This is a genomic window from Qipengyuania sphaerica (assembly GCF_019711595.1).
GTDB lineage: Bacteria > Pseudomonadota > Alphaproteobacteria > Sphingomonadales > Sphingomonadaceae > Qipengyuania > Qipengyuania sphaerica.
This window is the reverse complement of record NZ_JAIGNR010000005.1, coordinates 40,056-56,903: the sequence shown is the minus strand read 5'-3', so window position 1 is coordinate 56,903 and position 16,848 is coordinate 40,056. Positions and strand designations below refer to the sequence as shown.

At 62.5% G+C, this 16,848-nt stretch carries 17 protein-coding genes; 3 read left to right on the top strand and 14 right to left on the bottom strand.

Annotation, left to right across the window (positions count from 1 at the left end):
- Nucleotides 1-41 precede the first annotated feature (41 nt).
- Genes K3178_RS13600 through K3178_RS14335 form a run of 3 tightly spaced genes read right to left on the bottom strand, consistent with a single transcriptional unit; the run spans nt 42 to nt 2,218 of the window.
- On the bottom strand, nt 42-1,220 hold the full coding sequence (locus K3178_RS13600; protein ID WP_221571958.1) for an AI-2E family transporter: 1,179 nt from the start codon (nt 1,218-1,220) through the stop codon (nt 42-44).
- 54 nt (nt 1,221-1,274) lie between these two features.
- Entirely contained in the window at nt 1,275-1,883 is a 609-nt protein-coding gene (locus K3178_RS13595) for a sigma-70 family RNA polymerase sigma factor (protein ID WP_221571957.1), read from the bottom strand.
- Entirely contained in the window at nt 1,883-2,218 is a 336-nt protein-coding gene (locus tag K3178_RS14335; protein ID WP_282098877.1) for a NepR family anti-sigma factor, read from the bottom strand. Before K3178_RS14335 ends, K3178_RS13595 begins: the two co-directional genes overlap by 1 nt.
- Before the next feature lie 86 nt (nt 2,219-2,304).
- Between K3178_RS14335 and K3178_RS13585 the strand changes: the two genes are divergently transcribed.
- Nucleotides 2,305-3,966, top strand: coding sequence for a CHASE domain-containing protein (locus K3178_RS13585; RefSeq protein WP_221571956.1), 1,662 nt, complete (start codon nt 2,305-2,307; stop codon nt 3,964-3,966).
- Between the two features lie 71 nt (nt 3,967-4,037).
- Here the strand turns inward: K3178_RS13585 and K3178_RS13580 are convergent, their stop codons facing one another.
- On the bottom strand, nt 4,038-4,829 hold the full coding sequence (locus K3178_RS13580; protein WP_221571955.1) for a response regulator: 792 nt from the start codon (nt 4,827-4,829) through the stop codon (nt 4,038-4,040).
- 152 nt (nt 4,830-4,981) lie between these two features.
- Between K3178_RS13580 and K3178_RS13575 the strand changes: the two genes are divergently transcribed.
- Complete coding sequence (locus tag K3178_RS13575; RefSeq protein ID WP_221571954.1) at nt 4,982-5,728, top strand: Crp/Fnr family transcriptional regulator; 747 nt, start codon at nt 4,982-4,984, stop codon at nt 5,726-5,728.
- A gap of 261 nt (nt 5,729-5,989) precedes the next feature.
- Here the strand turns inward: K3178_RS13575 and K3178_RS13570 are convergent, their stop codons facing one another.
- Both K3178_RS13570 and K3178_RS13565 read right to left on the bottom strand, forming a co-directional pair.
- A complete protein-coding gene (locus K3178_RS13570; protein WP_221571953.1) occupies nt 5,990-6,418 on the bottom strand; it encodes a response regulator in 429 nt (142 codons plus the stop codon).
- A gap of 135 nt (nt 6,419-6,553) precedes the next feature.
- On the bottom strand, nt 6,554-7,711 hold the full coding sequence (locus K3178_RS13565; RefSeq protein WP_221571952.1) for a GNAT family protein: 1,158 nt from the start codon (nt 7,709-7,711) through the stop codon (nt 6,554-6,556).
- A gap of 160 nt (nt 7,712-7,871) precedes the next feature.
- On the opposite strand from K3178_RS13565, the gene K3178_RS13560 reads away from it, so the two are divergent.
- Nucleotides 7,872-8,963 (top strand): fatty acid desaturase family protein, encoded by a 1,092-nt coding sequence (locus K3178_RS13560; RefSeq protein ID WP_221571951.1) that lies wholly within the window; start codon nt 7,872-7,874, stop codon nt 8,961-8,963.
- Between the two features lie 96 nt (nt 8,964-9,059).
- Here the strand turns inward: K3178_RS13560 and K3178_RS13555 are convergent, their stop codons facing one another.
- From K3178_RS13555 to K3178_RS13520, 8 genes are all read right to left on the bottom strand, one after another.
- Nucleotides 9,060-9,311, bottom strand: a complete 252-nt coding sequence (locus K3178_RS13555) for a hypothetical protein (protein WP_221571950.1) — start codon at nt 9,309-9,311, stop codon at nt 9,060-9,062.
- A 67-nt stretch (nt 9,312-9,378) separates the two neighbouring features.
- A complete protein-coding gene (locus K3178_RS13550; RefSeq protein ID WP_221571949.1) occupies nt 9,379-9,897 on the bottom strand; it encodes a GNAT family N-acetyltransferase in 519 nt (172 codons plus the stop codon).
- The gene (gene lptG, locus K3178_RS13545; protein WP_221571948.1) at nt 9,894-10,991 is read right to left on the bottom strand and encodes an LPS export ABC transporter permease LptG; all 1,098 of its coding nucleotides are present in this window, start codon (nt 10,989-10,991) and stop codon (nt 9,894-9,896) included. Before lptG ends, K3178_RS13550 begins: the two co-directional genes overlap by 4 nt.
- Nucleotides 10,991-12,223 carry an LptF/LptG family permease gene (locus K3178_RS13540; RefSeq protein ID WP_221571947.1) on the bottom strand — a complete coding sequence of 411 codons (1,233 nt, stop codon included), beginning with the start codon at nt 12,221-12,223 and terminating at the stop codon, nt 10,991-10,993. The genes lptG and K3178_RS13540 overlap by 1 nt, the downstream gene beginning before the upstream one ends.
- A 74-nt stretch (nt 12,224-12,297) precedes the next feature.
- Complete coding sequence (gene clpS, locus K3178_RS13535; protein WP_247713812.1) at nt 12,298-12,663, bottom strand: ATP-dependent Clp protease adapter ClpS; 366 nt, start codon at nt 12,661-12,663, stop codon at nt 12,298-12,300.
- A 192-nt stretch (nt 12,664-12,855) separates the two neighbouring features.
- Entirely contained in the window at nt 12,856-13,698 is an 843-nt protein-coding gene (locus K3178_RS14435) for a phasin family protein (RefSeq protein WP_221571946.1), read from the bottom strand.
- A gap of 121 nt (nt 13,699-13,819) precedes the next feature.
- Nucleotides 13,820-14,926: an FG-GAP repeat domain-containing protein gene (locus K3178_RS13525; protein ID WP_221571945.1), complete on the bottom strand. Its 1,107-nt coding sequence runs from the start codon at nt 14,924-14,926 to the stop codon at nt 13,820-13,822.
- A 23-nt stretch (nt 14,927-14,949) separates the two neighbouring features.
- The gene (locus tag K3178_RS13520) at nt 14,950-16,830 is read right to left on the bottom strand and encodes a PHA/PHB synthase family protein (RefSeq protein ID WP_221571944.1); all 1,881 of its coding nucleotides are present in this window, start codon (nt 16,828-16,830) and stop codon (nt 14,950-14,952) included.
- Between the last annotated feature and the right edge of the window lie 18 nt (nt 16,831-16,848).

Sequence of the window (16,848 nt, the reverse complement as noted above, 5' to 3'; positions counted from 1 at the left end):
AGACGAATTGACCCGCTGCGCCCCACGGCGCGGCGGGTTTCTTATTGCGTCCCGCCGGTTTCGGTATCGCTTTGGAGGAAATCGGTGGCGAAGAGCGGTTCGCCGAAGATGAAGCCTATGACATTGGGCCTGCCGACATGGTCGAACAGAGCCGTCAGCATTAGCAGGATCGGCACCGAGAGCAGCGCGCCAAACACGCCCCAGATCCAGGTGAAATAGGACAGGGCGATCAGGATCATCACCGGGTTCATGGTGAAGCGCGCGCCGAGGATCGAAGGCGTTATGACATTGGCCTCGATCGTGTGGAGCACGAGATAGGCTGCCGCGGGCACCAGGCCGAGCAGGACGGTATCGGTGGTCCCGATGCCGAACAGGGCCAGAAGGCCGATCATGATTGTCGGCCCGATATAAGGCAGGAAATTGAGGATCGCGGCCAGCCCACCCCACATGATGGGCGCATCGACGCCAAGAGCCCAGGCGCCGAGCGCGACGACCACGCCGACGCAGGCGTTGATCCAGCCGACCGTCAATATGTATGCCGCGACACGGTCCTGCACCTCGCGCAACACGCGCGCCGCCTTGATGCTGGTGCCGAAGCTGGTGCGGCCGAACAGCAGCCGCTGGCGCAGGCGCACGCGCGCCTCGATCATGAAATAGGCCATCAGCAGGGTGAGGATCGTCTCGATCACCACGCTCGGCGTGGCGATGGCGATTTCCTCGAGCCAGCTGGGTGTTGCAACGACGACTTCGCGTTCCTCCTCTCGCTGCACCAGGTCGGCCAGCTGCTGGTTGATCTGCGCCACCCAGTCGAACTGGTTGCGCAGTTCGGTGAAGCGGTCGCCGACCTGTTTCAGCAATGCCGGGAACTGGTCGAACAGCGCGACCGCCGGCTGCAGGATAAGCGCCAGCGCCAGCAGCAGGATGGCGAAAAACACGATCAGTGAAATCAACGCCGAGAGGCTGTTCGGAAGGCCGATCCCATGCAGCTTGTCTGCCAGCGGCGAGAGGATGACGGTCAGGATGATCGCCGTCACCAGCGGCAGGAACACCACCGAACCGATCGACAGAACGAAGGGAATGGCGAAGAAGACCCCGAGCCCGATGAGCACGACGAGAGCCGAGATCAGGCGCAATTCCTGTTCGGCAAAGGAGAACCGCCGCCCGTGCTGTGCAGGGGCGGGGGTGCTCTTGTCGTCGTTACTGAGTTCGCCCTCGCTCATCGATCACCTATCTGCCGCGAGGCCCGATTGTCGGCAAGAGGCGCGTCGCCGAATTCAGCTGCGCGCCGCCACACCCTGGCCCGCCGCGACATCGTCCAATTCTTCGAGGATAGCGCGGTGCGCCGTATCGTCGTCGATCGAACGCTTGGGGATCGAACCTTCGGCGAGCATGGTGTTGAGCGCGCTGCGGGCGCGGCCCACGCGGCTCTTGATCGTGCCGACTGCGCAGCCGCAGATATTGGCCGCTTCCTCGTAGGAGAAGCCGCCAGCACCCACCAGCAGCAGCGCCTCGCGCCGTTCGGGCGGGAGCGTGAGCAATGCGCGGTGCATGTCGGACAGGTGGATCGGCTCTTCCTGCCCCGCAGGCGCGGTCAGCACGCGCTCGGCCACGGTCTCGTCATACTCGCCGCGGAAGCGGTTGCGCCGCATGTCGGTGAGATAGGCATTGCGCAGGATCACGAAGGTCCAGGCGCGCATGCTGGTGCCGGGCTGGAAGCGCTCCTGCGCCGCCCATGCCTTGAGCAAGGTCTCCTGCACCAGGTCGTCCGCCATGTCGGCGCGGCCGCACAGCCCGCGTGCAAACGCGCGCAGGTGCGGCACCACCTCGGTGAGCTCTCGCTTGAAGTCGGCCTTCTCGGAGGCCGTGCGTTTTTCGGCCCCCATCAGTCCTTCGTGTCCAGTTGCGAGAGTAAATCCTTGAAGCTGTCGGGGAGGTCTTCCTCGACGACGGAATCATACAGGCGTTTCAGGCCGTTAGCCCAGTCGGGCCGGTCCCTTGCACCGCCTTTTGCTTCCTTGCTTACGGCCGGTTGAGGCCTTTTTTCGGAAGGTTGTTCGGATGTCATCGCTTGCAGAATACGTCCTTGCCTTCGCAAATGGCAGATGGCCGCAGCGCGACCATGCCCCCATTGCTTTTCGATCCCATTGGTCCGTGCATAACGCCGATTTCCGGCAACGGTTCCGGACAAATCTCGAAAACGGGGGGAATTCTGCGCCAAGGCGTGGAACCTTAGGCCTCTCGGCGGATAGTAGGCAAGACCGGGGCAGGAAGCACAAGAGGGTAACGCTGGTACAGGACGATCTCATGCGCAGGGGGAAGCGGCGGCGTTGGCTCGTCGATTACCCGCGTGCCGTCCCGCTGGCGATCTTCCTGCTGGTCGCTGCCGTCACGGTTGTCAGCGTCTTTTCGATCGAGCGCGGCGAACAGGTCCGCGAGTCGGCGGAACTGAACCGCCAGGCGCAATCCATGGTCTCCGCGATCGAACGGCGTGCCTATTCCAATTCGTCCTTCCTGCGGGCCGGCGCAGCGCTGTTCGGATCGCAGGATGTCATTACAGCCGATCTTTTTCGCCAGTTCGTATCCGAACTCCGGCTCGATGCCGATTACCGGGGCGCAGAGGGCATCGGCTGGGCGCCGGCCATTACGGACCGCCAGGTCCGCCAGTTCGAGGACGAGCTGAGCGCGGGCAAGGTCGACCCGACATTCGTGACACCATCGCTGGAAGAGCAGCCGCGCAGCCAGCTCGTCCCGATCCTGTTCCTGCAGCCAGACACCCTGCGCAATCGACGGGCGCTGGGCTTCGACATGTATTCCGAGCCCGTCCGCCGCGAAGCGATGGACCAGTCGACGCGCACCGTCAGGCCCACGGCAAGCGGACGCATCACGCTCGTCCAGGAAGGCGGCGGCGAGGATGCAGGCTTCCTCATCTATATGCCGGTTTTCGACGGTTCGGGCCCGAATCGGAGCCTCAGGGGCTTCGTCTACAGCCCTTTCAACGCGTCGCAATTTCTCGAATCGGCTTCGGAACTGGTCAGCGCAGACCGCGCCGCGGTGCGTTTTTACGACCTGCACGGGGGCGAGCGCTTGCTCATGGCCGAAACGCCGGGCTGGCGTGACGAAGGCGAAACGATCGAGCGCGAGATCGACCTCGCCAACCGCTCCATGTTGCTGGTCGTGCAATCGACCCGCGATGCCGCGCTCTCGCCGCTCTCCATGATCACGCTGCTGTTCGGCCTTGCCGTGGCGAGCCTGCTGCTGGTGGTTGCGCGGCTGCTCTCGCAACAGGCGCAGGAGGACAGCCGATCGCTGGAATGGTTCGCGCAGCAGAACTCGATCCGCAATTCGCTCACGCGCGAGCTCAACCACCGCGTGAAGAACACGCTGGCGAACGTGCTTTCCATCGTCTCGCTCACGCGCCGCCGGGCGGATTCGCTCGACGAATTCGCCGAAGGTATCGACAGCCGGATCCGCGCGCTTTCAGCAACGCATGACTTGCTCACCCAGTCGGAATGGGGGACCACCCCGATCGCCTCGGTCGTGGCAGTCGAACTGGCGCCCTATACCAACGATGCCGACCACGAGGTCGTCAGCAAGGGTCCCGACGTCGAGCTCGCGCCAAACGACGCGCTCTCGCTCGGCCTTGCTATCCATGAACTCGCCACCAATGCCGCAAAGTTCGGCGCGCTTTCAGTGAGCGGGGGCAGGGTCTCGATCATCTGGGAACTCATCAACGAAAACCTCGCCAAGGTGCAATGGTCGGAAAGCAGCGGGCCGAAGGTCACCCTGCCAAAGAAGCGCGGTTTCGGGACCGACCTGATCGAGAAGATCGTGGCGCACGAACTGCGTCACCCGGTCGAGCTCGAATTCCATCCCGACGGGGTGCGGTGCACGCTGCTCGTCGCGGTGCGCGAACCGGGCGAATTCGAACTGCGCAGCAACCGCCCCACCGCTCCGCGCGCTCACTGACCTGGTCCAGGCAAAGAAAAGGCCGCCCCGGATCGCTCCGGGGCGGCCTATTCTTATTTCGCAATGGCGACTTAGCCGAGCGGGCGGCTCGAACCGAAGAACAGCGCCTGGCTGATCGCGGCGCGGACGGTCTGTTCCTGGAACGGCTTGGTCACGAGATAGGTCGGCTCGGGACGGTCGCCGGTCAGCAGGCGCTCAGGGTACGCGGTGATGAAGATCACCGGCACACTGTCGATGGCGAGGATATCGTCCACCGCATCGAGGCCCGAGGAACCGTCTGCCAGCTGGATATCGGCGAGCACGAGGCCCGGCGTCTTGTTGGCGACCACTTCCTGCGCCTGCGTGCGCGTGGCGGCGGTGCCGCAGACTTCGTGGCCGAGCGAGGTCACGAGGTCTTCGAGCTGCATCGAGATCAGCGGCTCGTCTTCGATGATGAGGACGCTCGTCGCGCTCTCGCGGTCGATCTCGCCGACCGCTTCCTGGACGAGGTTTTCGATCTCGTCGGCCGACAGGTCCATGATCTCGCCGGCCTGTTCGACCGAGAAATCCTCGAGCGTGGTCAGCAGGAGCGCCTGGCGGTTCAATGGCGTAATCGATTTGAGGCGATCCTGCGCCGCACCTTCATGGCCCGTGTCGCCTTCGGCGTCGGGCACATCCATGTAGGCGCTCGACCATACCTTGTTGAAGGCGCGGTAAAGCGGCACGCGGCCGCCTTCGAGCGAGGATTTGAGCTGAGCGTCCGCCAGCGCCGCTTCGAGCGTGGCGCGGACAAAAGCATCTCCGGTAGCCTGCGAGCCGGTTAGCGCGCGGGCATAGCGGCGGAGATAAGGCAGGTTTTTAGCAATCTGGTCACCAAGCGACATATAACCCCTTCCGTGGTTTGCGCGTGGAGAACGTCCCTGTCCGACTTCGGTTCCGCCTGCAAGCAAAGCTTCGATCCGATTTGACAAATGATGGAATTGCGCCAATCGAGTGTGCGGGTTGCAAATCGCCGATGAGGCTAAGGGGAGCTGCCTTGCTCGACGTCGCCGAACCATATGACTGCATGAACTGCCCGCTGCTCGATTGCCGGGGCTTGCGCCCGCTCGACGAAACGCAGCGCGCCTACATGAATACGATCAAGCAGGGCGAGAAACTGTTCGAGCGCGGCGATACGATCCTGCGCGAGGATGACGAGGTGCAGCACCTCAATACGGTGCTCGAAGGCGTCCTGATCAGATACCGCTCGCTCGAGGACGGACGGCGGCAGATCGTCAACTTCATGTTCCCCGGCGACCTTGTCGGCCTGCAGGGCGCGTTCGACGAACCATCCAGCCATTCGGTCGAGGCGCTGATCTCGTCGCGCCTCTGCGTCTTCAGGCGCGACGAATTCGTCAACCTGATAAAGCAGAACCCACGGCTGGGTTTCGATGTTACTTGGCTTGCCGCCAAGGAAGAGACAGCGCTGGAAAGCCACATCGTCTCGCTCGGCCAGCGCAGTGCGAAAGAACGCGTGGTGTTCCTCGCCGTGTGGCTGCTCGACCGCGCGATCGCCACCGGTCTTGCGCATGACAACAACGTGCTCGACATCCCGGTCACCCAGTCGCAGATCGCCGACATGCTGGGCCTGTCGCTGGTCCATACCAACCGCACGATCCGTGCGCTCGACCGCGAAGGCCTGGTGCAATGGGGCACGCGCGAAATCTGCGTCCCCGACATGGAGAAAGCTGCCGATTTCGCCGATTTCGAGCGCAGCGACCGGGGAACACGGCCCTATATCTGAGGGCGATTTCGGCCCGTCCAAAATGCCGGCGAAAAAAATTTCACGCCGTGGGAACCCGTTTCTCGCTCGTCCATTTACCTTATGTCACCGCCGAGACCCCCCCTCCCGTCCAAGCGGCTGGTGATACGATCCCGAAAGGCCTTCGCTCCAAGAGAGCGGAGGCCTTTTTTTCATGGTCGCGAATTTCGGTTTGGAAACCGCTCAAGCCTGGTGGAGCGACCGGAACAATTTCCGACCAGCCAGCTTCAGCAAGACTTTCGATTATTCGGGTCGCAGCGCACCGCGGAGCCGCGAGATGATACCCTTGCGCGCCGGCTCGGTCAGCAGGGCCACCAGCACTTCAGGTTCGTAGGGCTTTTCGAGCACGCAGCCCAGTTCGGCGATTTCTTCGGGAATATCGCGCGGCATGCCGGTCGAGAAGATGATGCGCGGACTGTCGGGGCCGAGCGTGCGGACGAGCTCGGCGATCGCCCAGCCATCGTCGCGATCGGCAAGATGCACGTCGAGCACGATCGCATCGGGTTGCTTGCGACGCAGGGCAGCCAGCGCTTCCTCGGTCGTCGGGCAGATCTCGACCTTGCTTACGCCGCCGTCGAGCAGCGCCTGTTCCAGGGTCAGGCCGATAATCGCATCATCCTCCACCACCAGCACATGGCGTGGGAGTTTCGAGGATGATCTGCTCTTTTTCACGCTGCCCCTGTCAATCGGATCGAGAATGCAGTCCGGCTTGGGCTGCGCAATCCGAACGGCAGCGGGGCCACGCTAGTTCCCGTGCGTGCAGAAAGTCCTCGCAGCTGTGGCCATGCTGCAACTAGGCAGCGGACGCTAAAGCGATTTTTCGTAGATCACATATTCGCGGTTGATCGTACTCTCGATCGTATCGGCGATGGCAACCATCCCCTTGTTGTCGTCGAGGATCCAGCCGATCTCGCCGCGCTTGCTGCCGAAATCGGCGACGGCATTGCGGCGGATGAATTCGATCATCATGAAAGCCAGCTGGCTGGCGAGGCGCGAGCTCTGGAATTCCTTGAGCACGCCCATCAGCGGCACCCGCATGCCTGCGCCCTTGGGCTTGCGCAGCCAGCGCAGCAGGTGGAACCAGCCGAAGGGGAACAGCTTGCCGCCGGTCTTTTTCAGCGCCTCGTTGATATCCGGCAGCACCATCATGAAGGCGACTGGCCGGCCGTCCAATTCGGCGATCATGTTGAGCTGCGGCTTGATGATCGGCTTCATCTTTTTCGACGCATGGCTGATCTCTTCCTCGGTGAAGGGGACGAAGCCCCAGTTCTGCGACCATGCGTCGTTGAGGATGTGGAGGACCGTGCGTATTTCCTCGTCCCAGCGCTTCATGTCGATCGGGCGAATGGTGATGCGCTCGTTGCGCTCGCCCGACTGGACGATCCGCTGGACCAGCTTGGGGAAGCCCTTCTGGATATCGAGATCGTAGGTCAACAGGCGCTTGGTCTCGCTATAGCCTTGGCCTTCGATCCAGCCCGCATAATGTGCCGGATGGTGGCCCATCATGATCATGGGCGAATGGTCCTGTCCCTTCATTAGGAGCCCCGGCTCCTCCCAGATCGAGAGCGAGATCGGTCCAATGACGCGGGTCATGCCTTTTTCGCGCAGCCATTCCTCGGCGCGTGCGAGCAGGGCCCTGGCCACCTCTTCGTCCTCGGCATCGAAATAGCCGAACATGCCGGTGCCCGGACCCATGCCCTGGTCGGTCGGTAGTTCAAGCGCGAGATGATCGATATGCGCGGAGACGCGTCCCACCGGTTTGCCATCGCGGCTGGCGATGAACAATTGCACGGTGGCATGGCCGAAGAAGGGGTTCTTCGCCGGATCGACCAGTTCGAGCTGTTCGGAACGCAGCTGGGGAACGTAATGTGGCTCACGCGCCGCAAATGCGCGGCCGAGATCGACGAACCTTGCGCGTCCCTTCTTGCCTTCGACACCTTCGATCACGATATTCTGTTCGGCCACGCGGGAATTCCTATTCAGGCGCTTCGTTCAGGCGCGGTTAGACCGCTCCAAGTTAATTGACCAGTGTCAAGGAATTGCGTGCGCACGATCACTATGATCGATAGCGAAGACTGTCATTTCGCGCCGCTTTCGCCTACAGGCACCCCGCAGGAAACGAGATATGAACGCCGAACAGACCATCGCTGTCGCCAATGACGCGTCCGCCGCCCGGACGCGCGGCTGGCATTCGCAGATCGCCGACGACAAGGCGATGCTTCGCGCTGCCCGCGACCTGACCAAGGATATCGCCGATCATCGCGCCGCGATCTACTGGACCGACATGGTCGGCTCCGCACTGGTCGGATACGGCACGCTGGCGGCTGCGATCCTGATCGAGAACACGGCGCTTGCCGTCGTGCTGGCGGTCGTATCGGTGCTGACGCTCTACCGCGCGCTGCTGTTCATCCACGAGATTTCGCATTTCCGGAACGGCGCGCTGCCAGGCTTCCGCACGGCATGGAATGCGCTGGTCGGCGTGCCCATGCTGACGCCCTCCTTTATGTATGAACAGGTCCACACGCTGCACCACAAGCGTACGCAATATGGCACGGTGGAAGATCCCGAATACCTGCCGCTCGCGCTGATGAAGCCGTGGAGCCTGCCGCTCTTCGTGATCATCGCCATCCTTGCGCCCGTGGCGCTGCTGTTCCGCTTTGCGGTGCTGGTGCCGCTCGGCGCGATAATCCCGCCTGTCCGCCGCCTCGTGTGGCAGCGTGCCAGTGCGCTCGCGATCAATCCCGAATTCCGCCGCCGCAATCCCGAGGGCGATTTGAGCAAGCGTGTCATCCTGCAGGAGGCCGCCGGCTTCCTGTGGTCATGGGTGCTGATCGGCAGTGTCTTCCTTTTCGGCTGGAAGCCGTTGCTGGTGGCGCTAGCCGTCGCTTCGGTCGTCGCGCTGCTCAACCAACTGCGCACGCTCGTTGCCCATCTGTGGGAGAACGAGGGAGAGGCGATGACCGTGACCGCGCAGTTCCTCGACAGCGTCAACGTGCCGCCGCCGGGCCGCATTGCGGAAATCTGGGCGCCGGTGGGCCTGCGCTACCACGCACTGCATCACCTGATGCCCTCGATGCCCTATCACTCGCTTCCCGAAGCGCATCGCCGCCTTGTCAAGGAACTGGGCGATGGCTCGACCTATCACGGTGCGAACCATGCCGGGATGGGCGTGCTGGTGGCGCGGATCGCGCGCAGCACCATGGGCGGCCGCGCCTAGCAAAAATTCGAACAAGCACGAAAAAGGGCCGCTCCCCTCGGTGATTGGGAGCGGCCCTTCGTGTTCACGGGCCAAGCGACCCGGTGAGATAAAGGCTTAGTTGGCGTCGATATCCGCCTGGACGCCATCTTCGCTGATGGTGGCGTCGACGTCGGCACCATCGATGGTGACGCTCGAGCCGGTGTCGCCTTCGGCGGGCTCGGTCACGACGGTGGTTTCGGTTGCTACGGGCTCTTCGACTACGACGGTATCGGTGCCGTCGGTGCCTTCATCGGCCGGTGCATTGGCTTCGGCGCAGGCGCCAAGGGCGATCGCAGCGGCGAGGGCGGGAATTGCAAACTTCTTCATGCCGAAACTCCTTTGTGGCAGCATTGTGGCTCCAATGCGCCGGAATTGAGGCGGTTCCTGAAAATCGTCAATCGAGAAACAGGATCATCGCGATACGCCGTTCGCGCGGCAGGCCGTGCTGCGCCTCTTCCTCGAGGTCCCGCTTGAGCCGCGGATGGGCATCGAGATCCTGCACGGTTTGGAACCCGTGCCGCGCATAGAAGGGGCCGTTCCAGGGGACGTCGGAAAAGGTCGTCAGTGTGATCGCGGCGAAACCGCTGTTCTGCGCGTCGATACCGAGCGCGCGCAGCAATACCGCCCCTATTCCGCGGCCCTGAAGGTCGGGGTGGACGGAAATCTCGCGAATGTGGAGCTCGCGCCGAAAGGGTTCGGTGGAGGTGAAGCCGACGATCCTGCCATCGCTTTCGGCTACGAGCGAATGACCCTTGCGGATCAGCCGGCGCTGTTCGTCCGCGGGTATGGGGTCCATCCCGGCAATCGCGTCGAGACCCTCGACCTGTTCGAACAGGCGACCGGCAGCAGATTCGATAGCAGGCAGGTGATCGGCGTCCGCCTCGCGCGCAAGCCTGATCGAGAACTCGCTCATTCTTCGGTGCGGATCAGGACCGTCTCGCCGATCAGGGCGAACAGGAAGAACGGCGCCCACGCGGCAAGCAGAGGCGGGTAGCCCCCGAAATTACCCATCGCGAGCGCGGCATTGTCGACCACGAAATAGGCAAAGCCCAGCGCCATGCCGATCAGCGCGCGCACGAACAGCGCGCCCGACCGCGCAAGGCCGAAAGCTGCCACCGCGCCCAGCAGCGGCATCAGGAAGGACGACAAGGGGCCGGACAACTTGTGCCACCATTTGGCGCGCATTTCACCGGTTCGCCGTCCTGCCTCTTCGAAGGCATCGATCTGCTCGCCCAACTCCCAGAAGGGCACGGCGTCGGGATCGATCTTGGCAAGGTCGATCTGGTCTGGTGTCAGCTCCTCGCCAACCAGCAGCCGGTCGGCCTCGCGGCTGGAGGCGCTGGCGACATCGAACCGCTTTATGCCCTCCAGCTGCCACCCCGGTCCGGCATAACGTGCGCTGTCGGCATCGACCTGCTCGACGATCGCACCCTCGGGGCTGCGGCGATACCAGGTGACATCGCGCATGCGGATACTGTCTCCGCTGCCGGTCAGTTGCGCAGCGGTCAGCACATTGTCGCCATCGGCGAGATAGACATTGGCTCGCACCGAGGATTCTTCAGGAACCGGCCCCCAGTCTGCCGCATCCCATGCCTTCAGGGTCGCCGTCGCCCGCGTCACCACCCGTTCGTTGAACAGGAAGCTCGCGCCGCCTACTACCAGCGCGGTCAGCAATAGCGGGGCCAGCACCTGGTGCGCCGACAAGCCCGCCGCTTTCATCGCGATGACTTCCGAATTCTGGTTCAGCGTCACCAGTGTGATCAGCGTTGCCAGCAGGACCGAGTAGGGCAGGAAGCGTTGAATCAATTGTGGGATGCGCAAGGACGCGTAAGTCAGCAATTCGCCCTGTCCATTGCCCTCCACCGCGAGGATCTTGCCGCTGTTCGACAGCAGGTCGAGCATCATCAGCACCAGCACCAGCATCACCAGCACCGCAAGGATGCGGACGACGAACATCTTGGCGAGGTATTTGGTCAGCGTCGCCGAGGGGAAGAAATCGAGCTGCATCAGGCGAGCGCCTCTTCCTCGTCATCGTCGAGCACAACCCGGCGGTTGCGGCGGAACAGCTTGGCGAAGCGCTTTCCGACCTTGGAGAACCAGTTTTCCAAGGCGCCGATCGCCTGCCCGCCCGGTACGAAAGCCACGCGGTAATACATCCACAATATCAGCGCCGCGAAGACGAAGAATGGCACCCATAAGGCGAGAATCGGGTCGAACATGCCGATGGCGGCGAGGTCCTCTCCGTACTGGTTCACCTTGTGATAGGCGACCACCATGATGATCGAGAGAAATACGCCCAAGGCGCTGGTACTTCGCTTGGGCGGTATGCCCAGCGCCACCGCCAGCAAGGGCATGAGTGCCATCATCACCACCTCCACCAGCCGGAAATTGAAGCTCGCCTGAGAGGCGTCGCGCTTGCTCTCGGTCTGGTTGTCCGCCCAGCCGATCCGCAGGAGTTCGGGTAAAATATACTCGCGCTCTTCCTCGCCGCGTGCGCGGAATTCCTCGATGGCGGGAAGGTCGATCGGCAAATCGTGGCGGGTGAAAGTCAGCACGCGCGGCGTCCGGCTGCCGGTGTCCTGCACGATCGTGCCATCAGTCAGGCGCAGGATGATCGTGTCGGGATCGTCGGTCGTGGCGAGGAACGCCCCTTCCCGTGCGCTGATCGAGAGGACCTGCCCCTTATCGTTCGCCACACGGGCGAAAATGCCCTTCAGATCGCGACCGTCGTTCTCACTTTCCTCGATGCGGAGCGCCATGCGGTCGGCGATGGTGTTGAACTCGCCTACCTTGATCGATGCGCCCAGCGCTCCGGAGCGCAGCTCATATTCGAGCCTCTCGTAAGTGAAGCGACTCACGGGCTGGATGAAAAAGACCAGCGCCACGTTAAGCGCCATCAGGATGCCGGTAATGGCGAAAGGAACGCGCAGAAGACGTCCGTAACTCATCCCGACCGCGCGAAAGACATCGAGCTCGCTGGTTGTCGCGAGCTTGCGGAAGGCGAGGAGGATGCCGAGGAGCAATCCCAGCGGGATCGCGAGACTGGCATATTCGGGCAGCAGCGTCGCCAGCATCTGGAAAACCACGCCGATCGGCCCGCCTTCAACCGCAACGAAATCGAGCAGTCGCAGCATCTTGTCCAGCACCAGCAACGAGGCTGCCAGCACGAACACGCCGATCATCGGCACGATCACCAGCCGGAAAATGTAGCGGTCGATTGCGGGGAGGAAATTGAGCACTCGGGTTCCGGCAGTTGGGTCGCGTGTAAGCGGCCCTAGCGGTAAAATTTCACCGCGTCATGCCCCGGAGTGAATTACGCCTTTTCGAGCGTGCACTGTAGCGGGTGCTGGTTCTGGCGCGCGAAGTCCATCACCTGGTTCACCTTGGTTTCGGCGACTTCGTAGGGAAAGATGCCGCACACTCCCACGCCCTTTTGGTGGACGTGGAGCATCACGCGCGTCGCTTCTTCCATATCCATGCGGAAGAAACGCTTCAACACGATCACCACGAATTCCATCGGGGTGTAATCGTCGTTCAGCAGCAGCACCTTGTACTGGCTTGGCTTCTTGGGCTTGGCGCGCGTCTTGGTGGCGATGGCAACTTGGCCGTCGCCTTCGCGCGTATCGTCATCGCCGTCGTCAGCGGCGCGGATAGTGTGGAGTTGGCGAAAATCGACCATTCGGGGCGCCAATATCGTATCGCTTGGGCAAATCGCAAGCGCGGAAACCATGATGTCTCTGATCGGACACCTGCAAAAGCAAACGGGCCGGACGACACCTGGTGCCATCCGACCCGCCGTTTTCAACCACCGGGCAAGGGAGAGAGGAGAGAGATGCCCGGCGGGTTGAAGCTCGTAATGTGTTTCGCCTGATTAGGCGGCCTTGCGGACCTTCTCGGCAGCGAGGCTCATGCGGCTCGAAAGCGGAGCGAAGGCTTCGTTGGCGAGCTTGAGCATGGCTTCGGTGTTCTTCGAGGTGGTCGAGACCATGGCGTCGAAGTTGCGACGGGCGATTTCGCCCTGCAGCTGGAAGAGCTCGGTCGGCGACTTGATCGCAGCAACCTTCTTCACGTCGGCCTGGACGGTTTCGGCAGCCGACTTGGCTTCTTCGACATAGGTACGGCCCATGTCCTGCATGCCCGAAGCAAGGATCTTGCCGCTTTCGACGAGGGCTTCGAAGTTGCCCTTCTGGAATTCGACGGCGTCCTTGGTCAGTTCGGTGCCCTTGTCGTAGGCAGCCTTGGCGCGGGTCTGCATTTCGGCAGCCATTTCCTTCGCCTTGGCGGTGTAGTCGGTGGTCTTAGCGTTCTTGGCAGTGGCCATGATGGTTTCCTTCAACTTGGTAATCGGGGTGGTCGAGGTTTCGACGGTCTTTTTCGCTACCGGCTTCTTCGCGGGGGCTGCCTTCTTGGCAGCGACCTTCTTCGGCGCGGCTTTCTTGGCTGCAGCCTTCTTGGCGACCGGCTTCTTCTTGGCCGGAGCAGCCTTCTTGGCGGCAACCTTCTTCGCCTTCGCAGGGGCGGCCTTCTTGGCAGGCGCAGCCTTCTTGGGCGCAGCAACGGCTTCGGCGACCTTGTCGGTCTTCACCGGCGCGGCGGCATCAGCTTCGACAGCCTTGGCAACGGCCTTGGTGCTCACCTCGGCAGTTTTCTTTTCGGCAGCCTCGGCATAAGCCTTCTCAGCGGCAGCATCGATTTTGGTCTGGCTTTCGGCCATGGGATTAACCTCGCTTTATGTTGCACTGCACAAAATAGGCATTGCAGCTGCGAAGTCAAGGAATTTTTGTGCACTGCACAATAATCCGCGACGAGCCGTGTTTTCAGCGGGTTGGTTGCAATTATCGGGTGCGGTTAAGCACTATTTTGTTAGCGCTTTGCGAATTTGCAACCGCAATATCGGACTTTCCGTCACCATTCAGATCGCCGATCGCGATGCCATAGGTGTCAGCTTCGCCCTCATCGAGTCCGGTGCGGACAAATCTGCCAGCATAATTGCGCAACAGGCTGTTCGCGCCCTCGACACCTGCCACGAGATCGAAATCCCCGTCACCATCGGCATCGAATGCAGCAAGGGCCTGAATGGCCTCTTCTCCCGACCACACCAATCGGGGGTCGGCGAAATTGCCAGACCCATCGTTGGCGAGGAGCGTGATGGCCCCGTCTCCCTGTCCCAGCACGATGTCGGTATCGCCATCGCCATCCATGTCGGCGGCCAGAAGCTTGCGATTGTCGCCCGCGGTCTGCGGTAGCTCGCTCGGCGAGAATTTGCCGGTGCCATCGCCAAGCAATATTAGGCTGGCAGCTTCATCTCTCCGGGCGATTGCAAGGTCGGCAAGCCCGTCGCCGTTGAAATCCGCCGTTGCCAGACCGGTGGAGGGGCCATCGGTGCCGGAGATCGGGTTGGCGGGCGCGAAACGCATGTTGCCTAGACCGAGGAACAGCAAGTCTTCGCCGCGCCTGCGGGCCACCACGATGTCGGCCCTGCCGTCACTATTGGCATCGAGCACGATCGAGCTGCGCGCGGCGCCCCCGCTTCCCTCAAGCGGGGCCGCTTCCGTGAAGTTGCCCTTGCCGTCATTGGCGAAGGCGAGGGAAGGGAGGGTGTCGCGCACCATGACCACGTCGATATCGCCGTCGCCATCGAAGTCGCCGGGCTCGAGCCGGTAGCTGGCCGAAGGGCCGCGCCCGATGGGGAGTGCCTCAAGAAGGCGACCGTCGCCATTGTTGAGATAGACAAAGTCGGGCTGAGCCCAGTGCCGACCGTTGGCGGCAAGCACGTCAAGGTCGCCATCGCCATCGACATCGGCGAGGGCGATATCGGCGGTCATCCGCGCCTCGAACTCGAACTCGAGGAAGACGATGTCGAGCAATTCGATCTGTGCCGCCGCCGGAGCGGCCATCAGCATTGCGGCGCTGCCAAGCAGCGCCCGTCTACGCAGTATCACGCGAATTCCCTCCCGCACGCGAATCAACGCGTGGCGACGTAGCGTCCCGGAGCGTCTTCGACCACCTTGTCACCTTTCCCGCCGGGCTTGCGTTTGCCCGTTGCGGCGACGGTTTCGCTGTCCTGTTCGCGGAGCCAGTCGATCCAGTCGGGCCACCAGCTACCAGGGTGTTCGACTGCGCCCTCGCGAAATTCGGCGAGGTTGCGCGGGTTACCGTCGTTCAGCCAGTACTGGTACTTGCCCGAGGAGGGCGGGTTCACCACACCGGCGATATGACCCGACCCGGCGAGCACGAACTTGAGCGGGCCGGTGAAGTGTTCCTTCATCCGCCACACGCTTTCGGCAGGGGCAATATGGTCTTCCTTGCCCGCCTGGACATAGGTCGGCGTCTTGATGAGGCCAAGATCGATGGGCGTGTCGTCGACGCTCAGCGCATCACGCTCGACCAGCCGATTATCGCGGTAGAGGTCGCGCAGATACTGCTGGTGCCACTTGGCGGGCAGATTGGTAACGTCGCCGTTCCAGTGCAGCAGGTCGAAGGCCGGATAGTCCTCGCCCAGCAGGTAGTTGTTGACGACATAGTTCCAGATCAGGTCGGTGCCGCGCAGCAGGTTGAAGGTCGCCGCCATATAACGCCCGTCGAGATAGCCGTCGGGCGAGAGCGCCTTGATCGTGCCGAGCTGGTTGTCATCGACGAAGTTGAGCAGTTCGCCCGCTTTCTCGAAATCCACCTGCGCGGTGAAGAAGGTGGCCGATTTGACCTTGTCCTCCTCGCCCCGGCGATGGAGCAAGGCGAGTGTAGCGGCGAGCGTGGTCCCGGCGACGCAATAGCCGATCGCATGCACGCTCGGCACGTCCAGCCGTTCGCGGATATGGTCGATGGCGTCGATCTGTGCGCGGACGTAATCGTCCCAGATGACGTCCTTCATGCTGGCATCGGCCGATTTCCAGCTGACCATGAAGACGGTCACGCCCTGCTCGACTGCCCATTTCACGAAGCTCTTCTTTTCGTTGAGGTCGAGAATGTAGAAGCGGTTGATCCACGGCGGGAAGATCACCAGCGGCGTCGACATAACCTTCTCGGTCGTGGGGCTGTACTGGATGAGCTGGTAGATCGGCGTTTCGTGCACGACCTTGCCCGGTGTGGTTGCGATATTCTCGCCCAGCGTGAAGGCGCTCGCGTCGGTGTGCGAAAGCTGGCCGCGCTTCATGTCGGCGAGCAGGTGCTCCATCCCCTTGACCAGGTTCTGCCCCTTGGTCTCGAGCGTGCGCTCCATCACCACCGGGTTCAGCAGCGGGAAGTTTGCCGGGCTCGCCGCCTCGGTAATGGCCTTGGTGGTGAAGCGCAGCTGCTCGCGCTGCTGCGGGTTCAGCCCTTCGATATTGTCGGCCATTTCCTCGACCCGCTCGGCAAGGAAGAGGTAAGTCTGGTGGATCAGCGCAAAGGCCGGGTGTGCACGCCATTTTGCGTCGGCGAAGCGGCGGTCCTTGCGCGGCAGTTCAACCTCCCCGCCTGCCTTCTCACCGGCCTTGGGGCCGAGGCCGTACTGGCCGAGGACGGAGTTCCACATCTCCATGCCTTCATCCCACAGCGCCTTTTGCTGTTCGGCGTGCGCGATGGGCATCTGTTTGTACCAGTCGGTCGCCAGCGCCATCCAGCGTGCGGGATCGAAATAGGGGACCAGTGCCTGCGGATTGCTCATCTGCTCGGCCTGGTATTGCGCCCAGAGCGTCTGCAGTTTCGTGCCCGTTTCGGCCCAGGCCTGCGCGTCTTCGGGCTTCATGGCCGCATCGCCCATCATCATCGCCGGGTCGACAGCGCCAGCCATCGGCGCGAACATGGCGCGCATCAGCTTGGCCGGATGCTCGTAGAGATTGGTGAAGGGATCGGGCGTTTCGGTCATTATCGCTCCTTAGCGCGG